11 protein-coding genes and 1 tRNA gene are annotated in these 21,572 nt (G+C 37.9%); 7 read left to right on the top strand and 5 right to left on the bottom strand.

From position 1 onward, the window contains the following. Window positions 1-77: 77 nt before the first annotated feature. From DO88_RS11790 to DO88_RS11805, 4 genes are all read right to left on the bottom strand, one after another. Window positions 78-1,007 carry a Wzz/FepE/Etk N-terminal domain-containing protein gene (locus tag DO88_RS11790; protein WP_033038708.1) on the bottom strand — a complete coding sequence of 310 codons (930 nt, stop codon included), beginning with the start codon at window positions 1,005-1,007 and terminating at the stop codon, window positions 78-80. Between the two features lie 70 nt (window positions 1,008-1,077). Beyond that, entirely contained in the window at window positions 1,078-3,750 is a 2,673-nt protein-coding gene (locus DO88_RS11795) for an SLBB domain-containing protein (protein WP_033038707.1), read from the bottom strand. A gap of 123 nt (window positions 3,751-3,873) precedes the next feature. Then, complete coding sequence (locus DO88_RS11800) at window positions 3,874-4,656, bottom strand: DUF481 domain-containing protein (protein WP_007376723.1); 783 nt, start codon at window positions 4,654-4,656, stop codon at window positions 3,874-3,876. A 22-nt stretch (window positions 4,657-4,678) separates the two neighbouring features. After that, window positions 4,679-5,497: a mechanosensitive ion channel family protein gene (locus DO88_RS11805; protein WP_008133554.1), complete on the bottom strand. Its 819-nt coding sequence runs from the start codon at window positions 5,495-5,497 to the stop codon at window positions 4,679-4,681. Between the two features lie 442 nt (window positions 5,498-5,939). On the opposite strand from DO88_RS11805, the gene DO88_RS11810 reads away from it, so the two are divergent. From DO88_RS11810 to DO88_RS11840, 7 genes are all read left to right on the top strand, one after another. Beyond that, a tRNA-His gene (locus DO88_RS11810) sits at window positions 5,940-6,015 on the top strand. 653 nt (window positions 6,016-6,668) lie between these two features. Further along, the gene (locus DO88_RS11815) at window positions 6,669-7,994 is read left to right on the top strand and encodes a DUF2860 family protein (protein ID WP_033038706.1); all 1,326 of its coding nucleotides are present in this window, start codon (window positions 6,669-6,671) and stop codon (window positions 7,992-7,994) included. Between the two features lie 12 nt (window positions 7,995-8,006). After that, window positions 8,007-9,158, top strand: coding sequence for a FecR family protein (locus DO88_RS11820; protein WP_033038704.1), 1,152 nt, complete (start codon window positions 8,007-8,009; stop codon window positions 9,156-9,158). Between the two features lie 40 nt (window positions 9,159-9,198). Further along, window positions 9,199-14,793 carry an Ig-like domain-containing protein gene (locus DO88_RS11825; protein ID WP_033038702.1) on the top strand — a complete coding sequence of 1,865 codons (5,595 nt, stop codon included), beginning with the start codon at window positions 9,199-9,201 and terminating at the stop codon, window positions 14,791-14,793. A 36-nt stretch (window positions 14,794-14,829) separates the two neighbouring features. Further along, on the top strand, window positions 14,830-15,630 hold the full coding sequence (locus DO88_RS11830) for an MBL fold metallo-hydrolase (RefSeq protein WP_008136291.1): 801 nt from the start codon (window positions 14,830-14,832) through the stop codon (window positions 15,628-15,630). Window positions 15,631-15,767: 137 nt separating this feature from the next. Next, window positions 15,768-17,870 (top strand): CHASE2 domain-containing protein, encoded by a 2,103-nt coding sequence (locus tag DO88_RS11835; protein ID WP_232224791.1) that lies wholly within the window; start codon window positions 15,768-15,770, stop codon window positions 17,868-17,870. After that, a complete protein-coding gene (locus DO88_RS11840) occupies window positions 17,842-19,503 on the top strand; it encodes an HD-GYP domain-containing protein (RefSeq protein ID WP_033038700.1) in 1,662 nt (553 codons plus the stop codon). The genes DO88_RS11835 and DO88_RS11840 overlap by 29 nt, the downstream gene beginning before the upstream one ends. Window positions 19,504-20,045: 542 nt before the next feature. On the opposite strand, the gene DO88_RS11850 is transcribed toward DO88_RS11840, so the two are convergent. Next, window positions 20,046-21,473: an NAD-dependent succinate-semialdehyde dehydrogenase gene (locus tag DO88_RS11850; RefSeq protein ID WP_033038694.1), complete on the bottom strand. Its 1,428-nt coding sequence runs from the start codon at window positions 21,471-21,473 to the stop codon at window positions 20,046-20,048. Between the last annotated feature and the right edge of the window lie 99 nt (window positions 21,474-21,572).

Below are 21,572 nucleotides of genomic sequence, written 5' to 3'. Positions count from 1 at the left end.
TTTAATTGGCATATCACTCTGCCTCATAGATTAACTTTATTATATAAATCATAATGATATGATAAAAATAGGATTGACTAATCATTTTTTATAAAGTACCGAGTTAAAACAATCATTATTGAAAAGAAAGCACCTATCATTGTACCAAGTATAATTATCAGTACTCGTTTAGGTTTAGACTTCGTTTCAGGAACTAGTGCTGGATCAACTGTTTTAAAAACATATTCATCACGCACTTCAGCAAACATGATGGTTTTAGCTTGTTCTTCAACCAGCTTATATAAAACAGCGCGTATATCTGCAATTTTAGTTTGTTCTAATTGCCGAGTTAAAAACTGAGTGCTTTTATTAGCCTCAATAACATCTCGTGCTTTCATGGTTTTATTTATGTCTTCAACTAACCAATTAATCCATTGTTGTGCAATAAAAGGTGATACGTGTTCAATGGAGAGAATTACCATCCCAGTTTCTTTATCCGTCTTTATTGCAATTAATTTAGTAAACTCTTTGTATGCTTCTTGCATTGACGGCTTTGGTTTATAGGGTGCTTCAACTTCTCGTACCCATTCCCTTAAATTCACGTCATAAATTTCATCATCGTAAATCACTTTATTTTCTAATAGATTCCAAGATTTAGCTGCCATCAAATCACGTAAAGCATCGTGATTTTGTATAAATTCAGTAGTGAATTTACGTGATTTCAACACTTCAATCGCCAACTTGGTTTTAGTATCTGAACTTCCACCCAGACTAACGCCAGCCAAACTTGCTAATCCACCAAATTGACCTGCCAGACCACCTAAACCACCTGACTGCTCTTCTTCAGCAGGCGCTAATAAAGCCTCTGATTTGTAAATATTCGGTTGGCTTATTGCATATATTACTGATGCAACGGAAAATGCAGCGGTAATACTTATTATTAACCATTTTCTTTTCCATATTGCAGAAAATAGTCCATGCAGATCTAATTGCTCTTTCGTAGTATTTTGATTGTCAGTCTTTTGCATTTTTTCACTTACTTTATTTTGTATATAAACACCTCCAAAGCATATAGCAAGGAGGCCTAATTATAATAAATTAAAGACTACCAATCGCAGCAACTGCTACACCTAGCTGATAAAGAATCTGCGTTGCTGTGCTCCATAGCGTTAGCTTATCCATATGCCCTGCATCCATTGGTATTACTATTGTGTCACCTGGTTCTAACTGGTCAGCATTATTTGCTGCAAACCAGCCACCTGTATTAGGGATTTTTACTGAACCATTGGCTTTAATAATATAAATACGGTCTTCAGCCGCACGCTCTTTAAGGCCACCACTTAGCGCTATATAATCATCAACACTCACACCAGCTTGATAAAGGTGAGACGTAGAGTAATTAACTTCACCTATGATGCTTATAGAATCACGCTTACTTGGTACATAAAGCGTATCACCATCTTGTAATACTAAATTTTGCTGATTACTCACTATACGAGGAAGATCGATAACTAAACGCCCTACAGCTTCAACATTTGCTAAATCGTTTAACAGTTTATCCATTTCATCATAAGAAAGGGTATTGCCGCTTACGGAGTTTTGGAAGCTTTTTGATGCAATATCTCGTCGAAGTTCTGTAGACAAACGAGCTAGTTGCTCTTGTTCCTGTTTTTTAATCGATTTACGTGTAAATACCGCAGCTTTTTGCTCTGCAAATTGAGAGAAGCCACCTGCACGCTCTAATAAATCAGTTAGTTTTTCACCGCGACGAATAGTATAAGTACCAGGGAATTTGAGCTCACCTTTTAATTCTACTTTTACGTTTTCTTGCCAGTTGGGAATGGCGAAAATATTAATGCTATCTTTACTGCGTAGTATAATATTATTTTGTAAGTCACCTTTCATGGCGCCTTCAAGATCAAACCTTACATGTTCAACCTGAGATGCATTACCAGACACGATGCGTGTAATTTCTGCTTGCTTAATAAAGGCAGACTCTAATAACCCACCTGAGGCTGTCACTAAATCAACAACTTCGCCGCCCACCGTTAACGGGTAAATACCTGGATAAGTTACATTGCCACTAATTTCAACCAATTTCATTGCTTCGCTAACAGAAGCTTGTTGTTTAAATTTAGCAATAATAGGCGCTAATAAGTTATGGCGACTAAATGACGCATACTCTTGAGCTTTAAGCTCTTGTTCTTCTTCTTTTGCTTTACGTTTAGATATTTCAGCAATAGTTAAAATTTTATTGTCTTCAAGTACAAGCTCTTCGTCTTTTTGATTTATACCTATATATTTTTCGAACTCTTTTTGTTCAAACTTATGCCATTGCTCTGCTTTAGTTTGCTGCTCTTGTTGCTCTTGGCTTAATGCCATATTTGCTAGCGCAGACAACTCAGCTTCTTTCTCTTCAAAGCGGCTAAATACAATTATTTTATCGTTTGCTTTAAGCTGTAGGTTATTTGCGGTGTTTTTAACTATTGCTTGCGCTATATCAAATTGGTGCGCTTCTATGTCACCATTAATATTTGTTTCACGAATAAGTAAGCCGTAACTTAAATCTGCTTGTGGGAGTAAGTCGCCACGTACTGATTTTAGAACGTCGGAAATACGTTTTCCTTGGTACCATTGATAATTACCCGGGCGCGCTACTGCGCCAATCAAGCTAATAGTGTTTTGGTATTGAGAGCTAACAGTGTTAAAACGAATGCGGTCGCCATCTTGTGGAATATAATTAATTTGCGGTTTTGAAAAATCTACCGATAGCACTTCTTTACGATCATAGTTAAAGCGCTCTACCACTGCATTTTTAGCATAAGCGTCTGCCTTAAGGCCACCTGCCATAATTAGCAATTGCTGAGCAGTCTCACCTTTTTTAAGTTCAAATATAGCGGGACGTTTTACTGCACCTTCAACGATGACCTGTGATCCTACTGATGGTATAAACACAACATCGCCAGGCTTTAATACGATGTCGTTACTGCTATCGCCATTAATAAGTAAGTCGTAAAGGTCAAAATTTGCTACAACCTTGCCTGCGCGTTTAACTTGAATATTACGCAGTGAAGCAATATCAGACACGCCACCACTTACAAATAATGCGTGCGAAACAGTTGTTAATGAAGAAACACTGTAGCTACCAGGCTTATACGCTTCACCTAGCACTAAAATGCGCATACTGCGAAGTTGACCAAGCGATACAAATGCTTTTACACCAATAACTTCTTGCTCTACTTTTGCATTAATTAACTCTTTTACTTCAGCAAAAGTAAGGCCAGCCACTTGAACTGGACTTAAGTCAGGAATATTAAGTCGCCCTTCACGGTCAACGGTTATGTCGAAGCTTTCACTTTCTTTACCATAAAAATTAATTCTTAGTTGATCGCCGCGTCCAATTAAGTACGTATCAGGAACAGCTGCATTTTCACTTGGCATGAATGTTGTAGGTTCACCTGCAAATAACGCATAACCAAAAGGCTTTATTTCGTCTACTTTTGGTTTAAAGCGCTCTTCATCTGTAAGCTGTTCCGGCTCAGATTCTGAGCGTTGGCCGATAGTCGGCTGTTCAGTTTCAACCTGTTCGCTTGATTGATTTGTACCTGTGATTGTAGATAAGTCAACACCGTACTGTTTTGCGAGGGCTTCTTGTTGCGATTTAGGCAGCTTTTTAAACTGCTCCAATTGTGACGCTGTTGGCGTTAAAGCCAATGCACTAAAACTGCACAATAGAACAAAAGCACTAAAAAATTGAGTAAATACTTTCACGAGTAGGTATATCCCTAGGTCTACAACCAAAATTGGTCGCCATAATACATTATTTAGTAGCAAATAAAAAAGGGACTTTCGTCCCTTTTTGTCACTTAAATGTCATTTCTTTAGTTACATTGGTTAAAAACTGTAAACTAACGTGAATGACGTTTCAGTATCAGTGCTTTCTTTATCATCAGCAACATCTGAGTTGTTGGTAACATTAAAAGCAACTTTCATTTGTAATGAGCCATTAATTTTTGCAAGTAGTGCAGTTTCTGAACGCGTTTTAGTGTTTGTATCACCATACTCCACTGCAATTAACTGAGTAAAGCGCGCATTATCAGAAATCTTCCAGTTATAATCTAACTTACCTAGAGCAATCACCTCACCTTCAAACTCACCAGCAAGTAAATCGCCGTTGTCGTCAATTTCAGTGCTGTCATCTGGGTATTCGAAATATTTATAACCTGGACCAATTTCAGCACTTAGCCACATGGTTTTTTCGTTTAATAAACGTAAACCATAACCAGCAGAAATTACTGATTCACTTCGGTATGCGCCAAAGTAATCTGACACGTGTGAACCATAAATGAATAAGTGAGCATGCTTTTCATTTAATTTGTAATTACCTTGCGCAGAAATAGAGTATTTTTCGTTGGTACGCTGCTTATCTTTATTACCGTCAGCATCTTCAACTTCATCTTCTTTGAAGATTCCATCGATTTTATACTCATTGTTCCAGTTTTCTAGATTGTGCTGTACTTTAATACCACCTTTAAGCGTGGTTGTTTCTGTATTACCACTGGTAATAATAGCACCAAGCTCACTGGTAACTTCCCACGTTTTTTGCTCTGCATCTTCGGCAAATGCGTTAGTTGCAGCAGAGGCTGCAACTAACATTGATAAAAGCTTTAATTTCATTAAAAAAATAACCTATTTAAAATTAGTCTTGCTTGTGTAAATGAACATCCATTTGTGGAAATGGAATTGAAATGTTTGCGTCGTCTAATGCAATTTTAATATTTTCCATTAGCGAGAAATATGTTGGCCAGTAATCCGCACTGTTAACCCAGGGACGCACTACAAAATTAACACTCGAATCACCTAGCTCAGATACAGCAACTGTATAAGCTGGATCTTTAAGTAGACGTTCTTCTGCATCTAACACTGATTTTAATACTTCTTTTGCTTGACGTAAATCAGCATCGTAACCAACACCGATAACTAAATCGATACGACGAGTAGACTCACGTGAGAAATTTGTAATAGCACCCGACATAATTTGTGAATTTGGCACAATTATTACTTTATTATCTGGAGTGCGTAGTTCAGTTGAGAATATTTCGATTTTTTTAACAGTACCCATTTTACTGCCTGCTTCAACAAAATCACCTGATTTGAATGGACGAAGTAAAATAATTAGTACGCCAGATGCAAAGTTAGACAATGAACCTTGAAGCGCTAAGCCAACAGCTAAACCTGCGGCACCTAAAATAGCGATGAATGACGTAGTTTCAATACCAATTTGCGAAAGTGCCATTAAAATAGTGACAGCAAATACAAGTGTATACACAATGCTTGAAACAAATGAGCCAACCGCTTTATCTACGTTCTTTTTAGCAAAACCTTTTTCAGTTAAGTTAGAACAAAACTTAGCAATACGACTACCAAGTAAAAAGATAACAAGCGCAACAACCGCCTGTATACCGTAATGTAAAATTAGGCCTGAGTTTTCGTTCAGCCAGTTTAATATTGAATCCATAATCACTCCAAATAGTTTTCATTAAGCGTTTTTCCAGCCAACATTATACATTCATTTACAATTTATTCTCAAAAAACAATGAATTTTCACTATAAAAAACGCTATGTTTATATAAATTAATATATAAAAGCGACAATATGTTTCATATTTATTGAGTATTTATCGGTTTTTTAGAAGGTATGCGCTGTTTCTTAATCATTCGCACTTACTAAGAAAGAAAGTAAGACTTAAATATTTCTTCTCCCTTTACTAATCCCGTTCGTTACACGTTTTGCCCCCAGTTAAATGGCCTAAAGTAGCCATATTTAAGCACTAATCAATCACCACCTTACATACTGTATTTTACGCATTAATTATTTTTTTTGATTTTTTTCACTTTTAGACTTCACAAGATTTATTATTTTATGTATTATGCGCGCCACACCAAACAAGGTGTGTTGTGGCGGTTGTAGCTCAGTTGGTAGAGCCCCGGATTGTGATTCCGGTTGTCGCGGGTTCAAGCCCCGTCAATCGCCCCAATTTTTCTCCTTTTTTATTTTTTGTATAATCATTTTCATATTATTTCCCCAGTAATTTTAAATAACTAAAAATACAATCTATTCCCCCCTGCACTTACTTGTCTGAACAGCTAGACCAGTTCTAAACCAATTTTATTAAAACATGACTAATTTACCGAATTAAATTACTCTAAAATGTTGTTAAATTTTATTTAGAATAACGAAATTTATGCTTTGTTATCAAGCTGTTTTATTATCGCTATAATAGGTCACTAATTTTATGCTATTGATTTAAAAAGCTGGAAGATATTAACATTTACATTTTTGAAATAATGTTTTCATTTGCTTTACATGCCTATAAAAAGTGCTAAATTATTACCTACTACCATCATTTTATTAGGGCTTGTTTATCTTTCGAGGTTAGATTTGCAGCGGCGTGTTTGGTTTTTAAATAAGGCCCGTGAGCATGACTGGGCTGCTTTGCTCGGTTTTGATTTATTCTTATAGGGGTGTAAGCCATTAGAGTAACGCAGGAGCAGTTACCGAGCCCACTAAGCTACAAACCTTGCGCCGCGATTAAGTCGCCCCTAGATAGAACAAATTTCAATCCGCAAAGGTCAACTGACCCTAATGGCAATAAAGCAAAAAATTTCTTATAGGATATTCGATAAAACATGATTAAACAGGCTCTAGCACATTTACTGTGTGGTTTTTTAACTGTAGTTAGTGTTAGTGCTCTGGCTAAAAATGACGAAAGCTACGCTAAATTGTTAACTGAACTACAACAATTAATTTCTGATCATAAGTTTCAACAAGCCTACAAAATAAGTCATATTGAAAATCAATATTTAGGCGAGCCTGCTTTTGACTTTTTATTAGGGATTTCCGCACTTAAAACAAACCAACCAGCTACAGCAGTCTTTGCTTTTGAACGTGTAGTTGAGGCAAGCCCGCAATGGTACGAAGCTCGCCTACATTTAGTTCGAGCTTATTTAATGGTTAAAAACTTACCCGCAGCAGATACTCAAGCGCTAATACTTATTAACGCGGCTAATACACCTAAAAATATAAAAACGAGCGCGCAATCACTACTTGATGCTGCCATTGTTGAACAGCAACGTGCAGGGCGCTCTTATACACAAAATATTCAACTGGCTTTTGGTGTGGATGACAATGTAAATGCAGGCACAGCCGAAGATACTATTATCATACCTAATTTAGGCGAATTTTTACTGTCGCCAGACAGCAAAAGTACTGATGATAACTATATGCAGCTTAACTATAGAGGGAGCTATTCTCATCCTCTGGACCAGCAAAGCTTATTAACGTTAAGTGTTAATACTGCATGGTATAAGTTTGAAGCGTTAGAGCAATATGACCGCGTTAACACACACATAAATGCAGCTTATAAACACAAACAAGATAAGCTAAGTTGGTATGTACAAGCTGGTGTAACACCATTAATACTTGATGGCGAACTTTATAGAACAGAATCGTCGCTCGTAACAGGGGCTGATTTTAAATTATCTAAAAAGTCTCGCTTATTTGGGGCTGTTTCTTTTGGTGTAATGAATAATAAACTTGATGAAAAACTCGATAACACATTTATTGCACTAAACGCAGGAACTAGTTATGTATCTCAACGCTGGTTCCAAAGTGTGAGTATTAATATCAAAACTGAAAATGCGGATGTACCTGCGGGTAAATCAAATAGTCGTAATATACTTGGCATGTATTATCAGGCTAATTCTCAGCTTGCTGAACATTGGCAACTACTAACACTTGCAGGATATCAGTGGATTGATTACCAAGATGAACATCCTTTATTTTTAAAAGACCGTGAAGACAATTTACTGATGCTTACAAGCACCATACGTTATTTAATAAACGACGATTTAGCTATACAACTGGCGGCCAATTACCAAGATAAAACCAGTAATATATCTTTATTCGAATATGACCGCTTAGATGTTAACTTAAGCGTTTCTTACTCATTCTAATTTAAGGTACTTATGAAACTTTTACTCCCTGTGATAACAACCTTACTTTGTGTGAGTTTTAATGCACAAGCCGTCAATCCTGCTGGTAAAACGATTCTTGCCCGAGGTACTGTTTTAGCTCTAGATGCTAACTCCGAACAGCAAAGACAATTAAAACGCAGAGACACTGTATTTGGTGTAGATCGCATAACTACTGGTGAAAGAAGTAAAGCTCAGTTTTCAATGTCTGACGGTGGCTTGATTGCGCTAAAAGAGAATTCGGTGCTCAATATTGCTAATTATGAGTTTGATAGTAATACCCAACAAGGCTCTGCGTCAATTGAATTACTTAAAGGTGGTTTGCGTTCGATTTCGGGAGTGATTAAAAAAAATGGTGGCTCTTATAGCGTAAAAACCCCTGTTGGATCTATTGGTATTCGCGGTACACATTTTGAAGTTCAGTTGGTTGAAGGCGATGTGTTTTTAGCTGTTTGGGACGGCGCAATAGATTTAACACTCGAAAACCAGCAAGTTGTTTCTTTAGGCAGCGATGAAGCGTTTTCCTTTGCGCAAATAACGTCTTCTGGTGAAGTATTCACAAGTATTAGTGCGTCGCGCGTTTTTGATCAAAATATAACAAGTATCGATAGCCCAAGTGAAAGTGAGGATGAAGAAAGTGAACAACAAACGGCTACTGCCTCGCCCGATCCTGTTACTGAGATTGTAGTAGAAAGTAACTTTGATTCAGAGACAGTTATTATTGCTGATGTTTATTCTGAACAACGATATCAAACGGTTAGTGATGTATCTTTGGTTGATCAAATAGCACAACGCCAAGGCGTTTTTAACTATCAAGCGACAAGCTTTGGAGTGAATTCTAGTTTAGGTGCAGTGACTGACTTTGCAATGACCATGGCGGTTGATTTTGATAATGGTACGGTGCCCGAGGGTGAAATTAGCTTTAGCGATACTGGTGGTAATTGGTATGCAGCTTACAGCGGCCTAATAGATATAAGTAAACTTGATTTAGCTGTTACCTTTGCATCTCATGGCAATAACAAAGCGGCTGGCGATATTGAGGCGATTTTTTTGAATGGTTTAGATACGATTACCGGCAATTTTAATCTCAATGAAATAAATAATCCTAATGTAAATGCTAATGGCTCCTTTAGGTTAGAACCATAAACACATTGGACACAGCGCTTTTTATTATGGAGTATTTAAAATGATAGCAAAAAATATATTTTTGCTTGGTGCCATGGCGTTTATATTAAGCGCCTGTGGTGGCTCAGAAGACACCACTGCACCAGAAGCTTCACCAAGTTCGAGTAACGAAGCAACACCTCAGCCTATTTCAAGTAACCTCAACTTAACGGGAGTTACTGCTAGTAATCAATCGACCAAATTTAAAGTTTCAGGTGTTTCGACGTCAAGTAGAGCATTTGTTAGCGATGTAGTTGCTAATTCACAGGCTGATATTATATTTGCGCAAAAAAATGAAGTTGTGCAAGGTAATGTAACGTTTTCACTTGCGGTTTCAGATCCCGATGGTATTGCTACAGTAAGCTTGGTATTACCAAGTGTAGATAAAAGCATCGCACTTTGTTCTGAACTATGTGGCTTAAGCTTTGAACAATCAATTATCGGCTTTAACCCTTATTTTTATGGTGAAAAAGCGGGCGATCTTCGTTTAGAAATATGGATAACCGATAATTTAAATAACCAAGTACTTGCTGACGCGACTACATTTAGCTGGCAACCCCATCAAATTGAAGGCGTTACGGCGCAGCGTAATGATCAAAGTATTGATCTTTCATGGCAAGCCAATTCAGACCTCAATCGCTATAACGTTTATTTAGCAACTCAAGCTGGTGTGACTCCTGAAAATATTAATACGCTCGAAAATGGGCAACAATTTCTAAGCTTATCCAATTCAGCTTTTAGCTTTGATGGATCGCTTGTTGATAAAAGCTATCAAATACTGATCACTGGCATTGATGGCGGTGGCGAAAGTGGTTTCGCTGAAGCAATAAATATAGCCCCTATTGGTGGAGAACTAAATTTTGCCCCGAATGCGCAACCCGATCAATTTCTAATTAATGAAGATGAAAGCCTACAAGGCAATGTAGTTGCTAATGATACCGATCAATATATGGGTGAATTGCGCATAAATTTAGATGCGCTAGTGCAACCACAGCACGGTACGTTAAATATAAATGAGTCTGGTGAGTTTAATTACACACCAACGGCCAACTTTAATGGTGAAGATGCTTTTAGCTATCAAGTGGTTAATGAGCTTGATATGACAGACATCGCTGTTGTTGAAATTGTTGTTAATCCGATAAATGATGCACCTATTGCACTTGATAACAGCTATAGCATTCCACTTGATGGTAATTTGAATATTGCATCACCAGGCTTACTTGCCAATGATAGTGATATTGATTTAGATAGCTTAACGGTTGATACCTCACCTATCACTGAACCAAAAAGAGGACGTTTGACTTTACGCGCAGATGGTAGCTTTGAATACCTTGGTGAAGTAGATATGCGCGGGGAGGATAGCTTTCAATATCGTATTGTTGATAGTCAAGGTGAGCAAGCTATTGCCAATGTAGTTATCATCGGCGCAGCTGAAAATATGCCACCGATTGCGACTAACGATAGTTATAGTTTAAGTGAAGACAGTACATTAGTTGTTGAAGCTATTGCTGGTTTACTTAAAAATGATACAGATCCTAATAATGACAACTTTTTTGTTGATGAAAACTTTATTGTTGCGACTGTTCATGGCCAATTATTACTTGCAACTGATGGTAGCTTTACTTATATACCCGATGCTAATTTTTTTGGTGTAGATCAGTTTCAATATCAAATAATTGACTCTCAAGGTGCTACAGCTCAAGCCAGCGTAACGTTAACAATTAATAGTGAAGCTGATAATCCGATTGCCCAAAATGATGAGTATTTATTCAGACCGAATAAGTTGCTTGAAGTTAACGTTGAAAGCGGCCTGCTAGTTAATGACATTAATATTGAAAGCGGTGATCTTTATGTTAATACCGTACCGGTTGTGGCTGTAAAAAATGGCGAGCTTAATCTTAATACTGATGGCTCTTTTACTTATCAACCGAATCAAAATTTTGTAGGTGTTGATAGCTTTACTTATTTAGTTTCAAATGAACAAGGCCTTGCGGCGAGTGCTCAAGTAATATTAAGTAAAAGTGGTGTGAATACTTTGCCAAGCGCAAATAATGATACCTTTACACTAAATGAAGATAGTCCAGCGACGTTACTTGATGTACTGGCTAACGATAACGACTTAGATGGCGATGTAATTAGTATATCTCGTATTGAAAACACGATTGGCCAAGCTGTTATTGTCGATAAAAAAATAGAATTTACACCACCAGTCAATTTTAATGGTGATATAACGCTAACTTATAGTATTACTGATGGAAACACCTTAGAAAGCACCAATGCTAATGATACAACCGCAACAGTAACAATCACGGTTATCCCAGTAAACGATGCGCCTATTGCGAACGCAGATACAGCAACAATGGCCGAAGATGCCGCCCCACTACTAATTAATGTGCTCGCCAATGACACCGATATTGACGGAGATACCTTAACAATAACCTCTGCAGCTACTGACTCAGGGTCGGTATTAATTGTTGGTAATCAACTTCAATATACACCTGCTATAAATAGTTATGGCGCAGCAACCGTTTTATATTCTGTAAGTGATGAAAACCAAGGCACTGCCTCGGCAAATTTGTCGATTACAATCACACCTGTAAACGATGCGCCCATTGCAAATGCTGATACAGCAACAATGGCCGAGGATGCCGCCCCGCTATTAATTAATGTGCTCGCCAATGACACCGATATTGACGGAGATACCTTAACAATTACCTCAGCGACCGCCGACTTAGGGTCGGTATTAATTATTGGCAATCAACTGCAATATACACCCGCTGTAAATAGTAATGGCGTGGCAGCCGTTTTATATTCTGTAAGTGATGGAAACCAAGGCACTGCCTCGGCAAATTTGTCGATTACAATCACAGCTGTAAACGATGCACCTACTGCATCAAATCAAACATTTAGTGTTAGTGAAAATTCGACAGACGGTGACGTTGTCGGCACCATTGTTGCCAGCGACATTGAAAACGAAAATTTAAGCTACACACTGGTCAGTGGCGACATAGGTTTGTTTAACATTAACAGCAGCTCTGGCCTATTAACAGCAAGCGGCCCGAGCCCTTTTAATTATGAAAATGCGACTCAGCATTTGATAACAGTAGCCGTTGCCGACGATGGTACTCCTAATGAAACAACTTCTATTAATATTACTGTTAATGTAATTAATGCTGACGACTACCTCATACCTGTCGAAAATGAAACTTTTGGACGCCCTGTGACTGGTGAGTTAGAGCTGTCTAATGTTTTTTCAAACGGTGAATTTAACGACAGTATTGAGTTAAATAATAATCTTTATTTTGTCGGATTTAGTCAAAACACAGACCAAGATATTGTCATTGCTTCATATACTAATAATGGTGCGGCCAATAATGCGTTCGATGAAGATGGCATAAAAATACTGGATTTAGGGCACGATGAAAAAGCAACGGCCATAATTTCAGGTGGCGGTGACTTGTTTATCGCCTTTTCTAGTTTTGATGGTACCAACACCGAAGCATGTTTATTAAAAATGAGCGTTACAGGCGTGATAAGCAACACCTCAGGTGACAATAATTCAGGTATTCACTGTACTAAAATGGCAAGTACGCTGGTTATTAATGATCTTGAATTTAGCGACAATAAAATTCAAGCTGTTGGCAAACAGTTTAATGGCAATGACGATGATAGTTTATGGATAAAATATGACATTTCGACATTAGCTTACGAAGCGTCTAGCCCTAAAATTAAAGATGTAAGTGGTCAACAACGCGATGATGAAGCATTTGCCATTAAAAACTTTAATGGTTCTGATCTTATGGTTGTGGGGAGTGTTACCAGTGCAAACGGTGATAAAGATGCATTAATCCGTTACCTTATTTCAGATGGTGAAAATAACGGTAATTTTAATGATTATAATGCACTTAGCATCGATTTATCTGGGAATAACACCGACGATGAACTCTTTGCACTTGGCGGTTTAAATACAGCTGATTTTACCGCCTTTGTTGGCGGATATACCACTCGCCATTCAGGTGAAAAAGAAGCTGTTGTTCTCGCTATTGATAAAAAAGGCGATTTGGTAACGAGTATAGGTAATCATGGTATTGCCGTTTATGACATTGATGGTAATACAGGTGCTGGCAATGGTGGTGCTGAAATTACTGGCGTAAAATATGAACCTATAAATAATCAAATTACTTTATCGGGCACAACGGGGAAAGGTGAGACTGAAAAGCTGTTTTCTACGCGTATTTTAGCAACCGATGGGGCACTTGATGACACCTACGGCATTAATATTATTTCGGATATTAACGGTAAACAAATAGCTAATGCTGCAACAATAGATTTAAACGATACGCTTTGGGTATCAGGCATCAGCGATGATTCAAGTAGTCAGCCATTTATTGTAGCAATAGACAATCACGCGGCATTGTTTACTGGCTTAGCAGGATCAGGTTACCTTACATTGAGCAACTTAGGGACTGACTCTAACGATCAATCAAAGCAGGTGATACAGCTTAGCCATGGCACCCATGCTGGTAAATATATTATCGCATCAACAGCTCAGCAAGGCTCCGTAATTAAACTAGTATTAACGCGCCTAACCGTTGCCGGGCTGTTAGACACTAGCTTTAGTGAAAGTGGGCACAAGCAAATTGCAATCGACTTAAGTACATCTAATTTTGCATTAATTGAGCAAAATGATGGCAAACTTATTATCGCGGGTTCGCGTAAAACTGAAAATAATGAAGAAGGTTTTGTAGCAAGAGTAGATCAAAATGGTTATTTTGATACAGACTTTGCAACAGAAGGGATTTACGCCACTACAGCCGTAACGACGCAGAAGCTCAATCTAACTGACGCAGCACTGGATAACGATAACGATATTATTGCCGTAGGCTCGTTAACAGTGGCAGATACACCGAGCTCATTTGTTATGAAGTTAACGCCAGAAGGCTCACTGGAGAGCGACTTTGGTAACAATGGTAAAATTATTGGAACCGCTTTCGAATCCTATAAAACTGTTTACATTGATAATAGCGATAAAATTTTTATTGGCGGAAAAGTTGTTTCGGGTTCTGATTCTCAGATACTAGCAGTAAAGCTAAGTGTTGATGGTGAACGCGAATTTAGCTATATAGACTCTGTAATGAGTTTAGATAACGACGATAGAATAGTTAAAATATTTGCTGATACCTTAAATAATCTGTATTTAATTGGTAATGAAACGAATACGCCAAACCAAGCTGTCATTGTTAAATTATCATCAGCAGGAATAAAAGAGACTAGTTTTGCTGAAGGTGGAGCTGGGCAGTACATACTGACGCAAACCGGTGACACTAAGGTAAAAGATGCCGCGCTTGATAGCATGGGTAACATTGTACTAAGTGGTATGGGCAATAATAAAGGTGTGTTAGCGCGCATTTTAAGTAATGGTGTATTAGATGGCACATTTGGCCACAACGGTGTTGGTTTTTACAAGGCCGAGCAATGTGCAAATGAACAAGTATTTACATCAATGATTTTACAAAGTGATACCCAAGTTATTGTTAGCAGCACCTGTAATAACGGTACTTCTAATAATATAAGTGCATCTAAGTTCAATTTTTATGTTGATGGAGTTACACCTTAATTTATGAGAGTTGAACTTTTTGGTGTTAGGGGCTCAATGCCCTCAACAGGAAAACATACGCACATTTTTGGTGGTAACACATCTTGCGTATATATAGAGCAGAAAAATGGCAAATCCCTTATTTTAGACTCAGGTACAGGTATTGTTGAACTAGGTAAACGTTTAGTGGTAAAAGCGGAACCTATCGCTATATTACTGACACATAATCATTGGGATCATATTCAGGGTTTCCCCTTTTTCACCCCTATTTATCAATCTAACCAAAATATAACAATAGTGGCTGGAAATGTAGATGACGAAGAAAGTAAAGATGCCATACTAAAACAAATGAGTGGCTCTCAATTTCCGGTTAAATACCAAGAGTTACCTGCAAATATTACGCTAAATACGACATTGTCGGCTAAAAAAACATTTAGCCTTAATAGTTTTTCAATTTCGACTGCGCCGCTTAATCACCCCGATGGCGGTACTGCGTATTGTGTTAACGCTGACGGCAAGAAAGTAGCATATGTTACTGATAATGAATTAAACCCCCCAGAAGATCTAAGAACCGATATCAACGAGTGGATTCACTTTATTAAAGGCGCTGATTTACTGATCCATGACGCACAATTTATAGATATCGACTTACCACTTAAGCATGGTTGGGGACACAGCACGATTAATCAAGTTGCCGATCTCGCCGTAAAGGCGAACATCAAAAACATTGTTATTATCAGCCACGACCCTGCAAGAAGCGATGATGAACTTCTAGCAATAGAAAACTCATTGCAAGCTAAATACGGTGACAAGTTACTGATAGAATGCGGCCGAGAAGGACGAGTTTTTGATTTTTAATCTATCAAGGATAAACGCCCATTAGATCTTTAAAGCCTATAATTTCCAGGCATTTTTTTATTGGTGCCGTTATAACTTTATTCATTGCATCAATAGAGTTATTTGCGACAGGAACATTAGCCAAATTAGTTAATCGTGTGGAAGGCATCATTTATGATTCTCGGCTCTTATTAACAACACCTGCAACACCTAGACATATCGACGAATCAGTAGTTATTATCGATATTGATGAAAAAAGTATGCGAGAGCAAGGTCGATTTCCTTGGAGTAGATCGAAAATAGCTGATCTTGTAACAAAACTCACCGATGCAGGTGTTATTGTTATCGCTTTTGATATATTTTTTGCCGAGCCTGAAGTAAATCCAGTTACACAAATCATTTCTGAAATACCTAACTTATCAAAGCAATATAGCTTACCACTTGCCAAAATTAAACAGCAAGTAGACGCCGATACCAAGTTTGCTAACGCACTTGCTAAAAATGATACCGCCCTTGGGTTTTTACTAACCGATGACCAACTTGCAGCCCACAGTCCACCCAAAAAAAGCAGCGTTTTATGGCAAAATGCTGAACATGCGAACTCACAAATAAGTGAGTTTTCGGGGGCTATTGTAAATATCCCACAATTACAAAATGCCGCTGCTGGTATTGGTTTTATAAATGCGCATAGCGACAACGATGGCTTTATCCGCAGAGCCGCACTTATTAATCGGGTCGGTGATAAACTTTATCCCTCTTTAGCACTTGAAGTGGCTCGACTGTATGTCCTTGCTAATAAAATTGAAACGCGCTCAAATATTTTAGATGGTATTACTTTGTTTGAAGGAATTAAGTTTCAAGATAAATGGATTCAGACAGATGAGCACGGCCAAATACTCATTCCCTATAAAGGCCGAGCACATAGCTTCCCTTATTATTCAGCAACCGATGTGCTGATGCAAAGAGTTGGCTCTGATGAACTAGAAGGAACAGTTGCCTTTATTGGTACTTCAGCTGTGGGCTTAGCTGACCTAAGGTCAACCCCAGTTGGTATGCAATATCCTGGTGTTGAAGTGCATGCCAATATATTTGAAGGACTGATGCACCCAGAGATACTGCCAGCCAAGCCCAACTGGTCTTTAGGTGCGAGCCTATTTATTATTGCGCTAACGGGTGTCGTTTTATCACTTTTTAGCCACGGCAGAAGTGCCCGATTTATTATTTTTCTTTCGTTAACTATTACGATAGCTGTTATATCATTTAACGTGTATTTATGGTCAGTACAAAAAATTAGTTTGCCATTATTAATGCCTCTCTTACTCATAATATTATTAGCTGGTTATTACATTATTGTTGGCTCTATCGCCGAGATGCACCACAGCCGAAAAATTAAATCTATGTTCAATCAATATGTCCCCCCTGCGCGTATTGAACAACTTATAAAACAAGGCAATGAGCTATCTCAAAGCAGTGAAAAAAGAAACATGACAGTATTATTTGCGGATATTCGCAGTTTCACCTCATTATCTGAAAACATGACTGCGCATCAATTAAGCGAGTACTTAAACCAATACCTTACTTCAATAACGCAAATAATATTTGATCATAACGGGACTATCGATAAATACGTTGGTGATATGGTGATGGCGTTTTGGAATGCTCCATTAAAAGATGAAAACCATGCACAAAACGGCGTTGAAGCAGCAATGGCTATGATTAACGGTCTGACTCTCATTAATAAATTATTTGCCGAACAAAAACTACCGGCGGTCAAAATTGGTATAGGCTTAAGTACCGGTGATATGAATGTTGGCGATATGGGATCCGTTTATCGTAAAGCTTATACCGTACTAGGTGATACAGTTAATTTAGGTGCAAGAATTGAAAACTTGACCAAGTTTTACGGCGTAGCTATTCTAGTAGCTGAAGAAACAATGAATGCATGTCCACATATAACGTTTCGCTTGATAGATAAAGTGCAGGTCGTTGGAAAAACGACCGCAACGCAGCTATTTGAGCCCATTGGCTTAACAAATAAATTAGATACAAAACAATTCGCTGAAATAAAAAAATCATTTATCGCCATGACCCATTTTTATAATAAAGATTGGCCGCAAGCACTAAGTTTATTTACTGAATTACAAAGTACTACACTGTTTAGTTCGCATGTGTACGGTGTTTTTATCAAACGAATTCAAAATACTGATTTACAAGCACTCGCAAAGGATTGGAATGGTGCCTTTATTCATACCAAAAAGTAGTGGAAATATGCCGCAGCACATCAAAGATAAAATAAACCTGCATCACTTTATTGATATCAGCGTTAGGTTAACAACCGAAAAAGATTCGAGTAAATTACTCGATGATATACTGCAAGTAATTATGTCTATAGCTAATTCAGATGCTGGGACTATTTATTCGATTACAGATAACAAACAACTTAAGTTTGAAACGGTTATTAATGAATCATTGGATCTGTATTTAGGCGGTCGTTTAGGTAAGCCTGTTGATTTTCCTAATATAGATCTTTTTATCGACGGAAAAGAAAATAAAACAGCGATTGTTGCTCATGCGGTTAATTCTGGGGAAGTTATTAATATTCCTGATGTTTATGCTGCACTGCCTTTTGATATGAGCGCAGCTCGCGCTATGGATGCTCGTACAGGTTATCGTACCCAGTCAATGTTAACTATTCCCTTAAAAGATCATGCTGATGATATTATTGGCGTTATCCAGCTTATCAATGTAAAAGACGACGAAAATAATAATATTCCTTTTAGTGAGGAGCTTGTTACGCTAGTTCGTTCTTTCGCCTCTTTAGGTGCTATTTCGTTAACAAACTCTGCATTAATTAAAGATATGGAAGAGTTGTTTGCAACTTTTGCTGAGGCTATTGCCATGGCGATAGATGAAAAGTCACCTCATACAGGAGGTCATTGCAAACGAGTACCCGCATTAACATTGATGCTTGCCGATGCTGTTCATCTAATAGATAAAGGCCCACTTGCTACATTTAAAATGAGTGATGCAGAGCGCCATGAGTTAGATATTGCAGGATGGCTACATGATTGTGGAAAAATTGCGACTCCCGACCACGTCATGGAAAAATCAACAAAGTTAGAAACTATTTTTGATCGAATCAAATTTATCGATGCAAAATTTGAAATAATTAGCAGAGATTTAAAAATAGCGTATCAGCAGAAAATAATCTCTGCGATGAAAAAAAATAAGCCAATTGAAGTACTCCAATTTGAACGATTACTTGATACCGAACTGAAACAACTCGCATTAGATCGTGCATTATTACAACGCGTGAACGTTGGCGGAGAGTTTTTAGGTGAGGAAGAACAGGCACATATCCAAAGAATATCAACCCAATATCAATTAAAAATTAATGGCGAAAAAATCCCATTACTTTCTGATAATGAAGTTGAAAACTTAATGATTCGGCGTGGTACGCTTACTCAAGGTGAACGTGACATTATGAAGCGCCACATGGATATAACTAAGAATATTTTAGATATCTTACCGTTTCCAAAGCATTTAAGTAATGTATCTGAGTATGCTCTAGGGCATCATGAAAAACTTGACGGTACAGGCTATCCTCGCGGATTAACAAAAGAACAAATGTCAGTACCTGCTAGATTAATGGCTATCGCTGATATTTTTGAAGCTCTTTCGGCTGTAGACCGACCATACAAAAAAGCAAAACCAGTAAGTGAATGTTTGCATATTTTAGGCTCTATGGTTAATCAGAACCATCTTGATGCAGACATTTTTGCAGTATTTATTGAATCCGAAGTGTATAAACATTACATCAATGAATATGCAAAACCTGAGCAGCTAGATGAAGTCGACCTCGATAACCTTCCCGGTTACTCACCTATCCGTTGATCTATTTATTACAAAAGCTGGTTTGTGTGATTTAAATAATACAGACCAGTTTGTAATAAAATTAAAAATCCTCACACGTTATACCAATTCGCTTATATAGGGTCTATTTAACGTTAAGAAAATCACGCTAGAACTAGGCAAAAATTTATTATCCAAAGATCTGATTATTGGATGCTTTATTTAAAATTCTCTACCAGTTATTTTGCTAAAATTAACCTTTTTAAATTTTGAACAAAAAAATGCCACCTTACGGTGGCATTTACACACGGGGTTATTTCTACTTATAGAAATCCTTTTACTTTTTATTAGTTTTTGTCTTATTTTTTTAACAAAAAATATACTGCCAAAGGTAGCATTTAGTGCCTTGTGTGGCAACAGTAAAGGATAAAGATCATATATCTGCCACATTACTGTAATAAAAAATTGATTATAAAGATTTGCGTTTACAATCACTTGTACCCATATTGACAATATAGCTGTTAGTTTGTTTTTTGCCATAAATTAAGCGTTATAAGCAAATAAACCGCGTAAATAAGACGTTATTAAATTTTAATACACACGTACTTTTCTTCTAAGTACTCATCAAGCCCTTGATGGCCACCTTCACGCCCTAAACCTGATTGTTTAACGCCACCAAATGGCGCTACTGGATTTGATATAACACCTTCATTTACGCCGATCATACCAAATTCAAGCCCTTCACTAATTCGGTAGACTTGCTTAATGTTTTGGCTGTAAAAATAAGCTGCTAGACCAAATGGTACATCGTTGGCAAGCGCAAGCACTTCACTTTCTTCATCAAAAGGAATAACCGTTAACACTGGCCCAAATACTTCTTCGTGGTAAATATCCATTTCTGTGGTGACATTATTCACTATTAATGGGTTTTGAAAGCTACCACCTAAGTCACTATTATCACCAATCAGCGTCGCGCCTTTATCGAGTGCGTCTTGTACTAACTGCTGCACTTTCTCTTTGGCTTTAGGGTAAATGAGTGGGCCAATATCTACATCGTCTTCAAAACCATTTGCCACTTTTAACCCTGCAACCTTAGGCGTGATTTTTGACAGTACCTTGTCGAGAATATTACGCTGTATAAAAATACGGTTTGCAGCAACACACGCCTGCCCACTATTTCTAAATTTAGCCGCCATTAGCCCTTCAACAGCTTCATCTAAATCTGCATTATCAAAAATGATAAAAGGCGCATTGCCGCCAAGCTCCATTGAAGTACGCTTGATTGTGCTTGCACACTGCGATAGTAATTGCTTACCTACACCGGTAGAGCCAGTAAATGTAAACTTACGCACAACGTCTGAGTCGGTTAACATTTTGCCCACTGTTTTGGCTTCTTGTGATACAAGTACGTTAAATGCGCCTTTTACAAAACCAGCTTGATCGGCCAGATAAGCGAGTGCAATGGCGCAAAGCGGCGTATGTTCAGAAGGTTTAAGTATAAAGCTACAACCCGCAGCGTAAGCTGGCGCTACTTTACGAGTAACCATAGCAATAGGAAAGTTCCACGGCGTAATACCAGCTACAACACCTATAGGCTGCTTAAAGCTGGTTAAACGATGAGAGTCATCTGTTGGCGGAATTACATCTCCGTAACTACGTTTGGCTTCTTCTGCAAACCATTTGATAAAGCCTGCACCGTAGTTAATTTCGCCAAGGGATTCTTTGAGCGGCTTGCCTTGCTCTTTGGTCATTAACTCTGCAAGTGTTTGTTTGTGCTTTATAACTAGCTCATACCAGCGCATCAACGTTTCGCTTCGCTCAGTCGCATTCGTCTCTTTTAACTTAACAAAAGCCCCTTGAGCTGCAGTTATTGCGCTATTTACACCCTGCTCGTCAATATCGCTTACTTCAACAATACTTTTTTCGGTAGCGGGATCGTTAACACTAAAGCGCGTGTCAGTTTTATAAAATTCGCCGTTAATAAATGAGTCTGAAAAAATAAGATTACTCAAAATAAACCTCCAAAATTACGTTTTAAGTTCGTCACGCCAGCAAGCTGTGCGTCTACAACATAAATATATAATTTAAACTTTGCTGTAGACGTTGAGCTT

This window comes from Pseudoalteromonas sp. S3431 (assembly GCF_000690035.1).
GTDB classification, from domain to species: domain Bacteria; phylum Pseudomonadota; class Gammaproteobacteria; order Enterobacterales; family Alteromonadaceae; genus Pseudoalteromonas; species Pseudoalteromonas fuliginea.
Note: the sequence above shows the minus strand (reverse complement) of the source record. Positions and strands in the feature narration are given on the sequence as shown.

Bases quoted from the DNA above. Each gene is read 5' to 3' on its own strand.
- DO88_RS11790 (WP_033038708.1), bottom strand. From the start codon at position 1,007: ATGCAAAAGACTGACAATCAAAATACTACGAAAGAGCAATTAGATCTG.
- DO88_RS11800 (WP_007376723.1), bottom strand. From the start codon at position 4,656: ATGAAATTAAAGCTTTTATCAATGTTAGTTGCAGCCTCTGCTGCAACT.
- DO88_RS11805 (WP_008133554.1), bottom strand. From the start codon at position 5,497: ATGGATTCAATATTAAACTGGCTGAACGAAAACTCAGGCCTAATTTTA.
- DO88_RS11815 (WP_033038706.1), top strand. From the start codon at position 6,669: ATGATTAAACAGGCTCTAGCACATTTACTGTGTGGTTTTTTAACTGTA.
- DO88_RS11820 (WP_033038704.1), top strand. From the start codon at position 8,007: ATGAAACTTTTACTCCCTGTGATAACAACCTTACTTTGTGTGAGTTTT.
- DO88_RS11825 (WP_033038702.1), top strand. From the start codon at position 9,199: ATGATAGCAAAAAATATATTTTTGCTTGGTGCCATGGCGTTTATATTA.
- DO88_RS11830 (WP_008136291.1), top strand. From the start codon at position 14,830: ATGCCCTCAACAGGAAAACATACGCACATTTTTGGTGGTAACACATCT.
- DO88_RS11840 (WP_033038700.1), top strand. From the start codon at position 17,842: ATGGTGCCTTTATTCATACCAAAAAGTAGTGGAAATATGCCGCAGCAC.